This window comes from Globicatella sanguinis NBRC 15551, from assembly GCF_001552295.1.
Classification (GTDB): Bacteria; Bacillota; Bacilli; order Lactobacillales; family Aerococcaceae; genus Globicatella; species Globicatella sanguinis.
Genome location: NZ_BCQX01000188.1, coordinates 1 through 1,957, shown reverse-complemented (window position 1 = coordinate 1,957; position 1,957 = coordinate 1). Strand labels below are relative to the sequence as shown.

1 protein-coding gene is annotated in these 1,957 nt (G+C 36.4%); it reads left to right on the top strand.

Annotation, left to right across the window (positions count from 1 at the left end; all coding sequences use genetic code 11):
• Positions 1 to 333 precede the first annotated feature (333 nt).
• Positions 334 to 1,815, top strand: a complete 1,482-nt coding sequence (locus tag GSA01S_RS09985) for a flavocytochrome c (RefSeq protein ID WP_066127187.1) — start codon at positions 334 to 336, stop codon at positions 1,813 to 1,815.
• Positions 1,816 to 1,957 lie beyond the last annotated feature (142 nt).

The following is a 1,957-nucleotide window of genomic DNA, read 5'->3' as shown; positions in this document are numbered from 1 at the left end:
GGAGCTTATCGTCCACTATTATTTGCTGAAGAAGACGCCATTAAAAAATATGAGGAAGAACACCAAAAACAATTAGAAATGCAAAATAAGATAGCTTAATTTAAGTAAAAAAATAGCACTTGAACAAGCGTTCAAGTGCAACTATTATTATTTACCAACACTACTTGACATAGAGCCTTAATTTTCCGATACTTTTCACAAAGAAGTTATCATTGATGGAGTGTATTTTTATTATTCTTTATAAAAAAACTTATAAATTTTCCTTAATTGAATTGAATCAAATCCTTAACTATGTTAAAATAAGTTCATAAATTCACAATTGGAGGAAGAGAAATGAATTTAAGAAAATGGGCGATTGGCCTTTTATCAACAGCGTTATTAAGCGCACCAATTACAACAGCATTAGCTGAGGAAGCCGACACAACGTCTGGAGCTTCACAAACATCAGAATGGTATGCGGATCCTGCAACCTTAAAAGAATCTTATGATATTGTTATCATCGGTGCTGGTGGTGGAGGGATGGCAGCAGCAATTACTGCACAAGAAGCAGGTGCTGATGTCGCAATCTTTGAGAAAATGCCGATTGCTGGTGGGAATACTTCTAAATCTTCAGGAGGGATGAACGCTTCTGAAACTAAATTCCAAAAAGAACAAGGAATTGAAGATTCAAATGATTTATTCTATGAGGATACATTAGAAGGTGGTAAAGGGACTAACGATCCAGAATTATTACGTTATATGGTAGATCATTCAGCAGAAGCGATTGACTGGTTAGATTCAATCGGGATTACTTTAAACAACATTACTTTCTCTGGTGGTGCTTCAGTTAAACGTATCCACCGTCCAGAAGATGGATCAGCTGTCGGTGGTTATTTAGTCGAAGGTTTATTAAGAAATATTCACGAAAAAGAAATTCCATTATTTGTTAACTCAGAAGTAACTAAAATTAATGAAACAGATGGTAAAGTATCTGGTGTGAATGTAACCGTTGAAGGAGAAGAAAAAACGATTAACGCCAAAGCGGTGATTATCGCAACCGGTGGTTTTGGTGGTAACTTAGAAATGGTTTCAGAAATCAAACCAGAATTAGATGGATTTGTGACAACCAACCATGAAGGTGCAACCGGTGACGGTATCCGTATGGCTGAAGAATTAGGAGCAGCAGTGGTGGATATGGATCAAATTCAAATTCACCCAACAGTTGAACAATCGACTTCATACTTAGTAACCGAATCTGTACGTGGTGATGGTGGTATCTTAGTTAACCAACAAGGTGAACGTTTCACTGACGAATTATTAACTCGTGATAAAGTTTCCGCAAACATTATTGCCTTACCTGAAAAATATGCCTATATCATTGCAGACCAAAGATTAAAAGAATCTGTCACAGCGATTAACCAATACGAAGAAAAAGGAATTGTAACCAAAGCTGAAACAATTGAAGAATTAGCTGAAAAATTAGAAATTCCTGCTGAAAACTTAAAAGCTACTTTAGACACTTGGAATGAAGCTGTTAAAAACCAAGAAGATAAAGACTTTGGAAGAACAACAGGTATGGAATATGACTTATCTCATGCGCCATACTACGCAATCAAAATTGCACCAGGAATTCACCATACAATGGGTGGGTTAAAAATCGACACTGAAACTCATGTATTACGTGAAGATGGAACCGCAATTGAAGGATTATTTGGTGCTGGTGAAGTAACCGGTCAAGTTCACGGATCTAACCGTATCGGTGGTAACGCAGTTGCTGACATCATCGTATTCGGACGCCAGGCAGGTAACATCGCAAGCGAATATGTAAAACAATAATTGACCATTGAATAAGCCTCTTTCTACGACTACTGATTAATTTCAGTGGTCGTTTTTTTAGCATGAAGCGTGCTAATACTAGTACTCTCTAATGTTATTTAGTAGGAAAAAATTTATGATCGTAATAATGATTATTTTGATT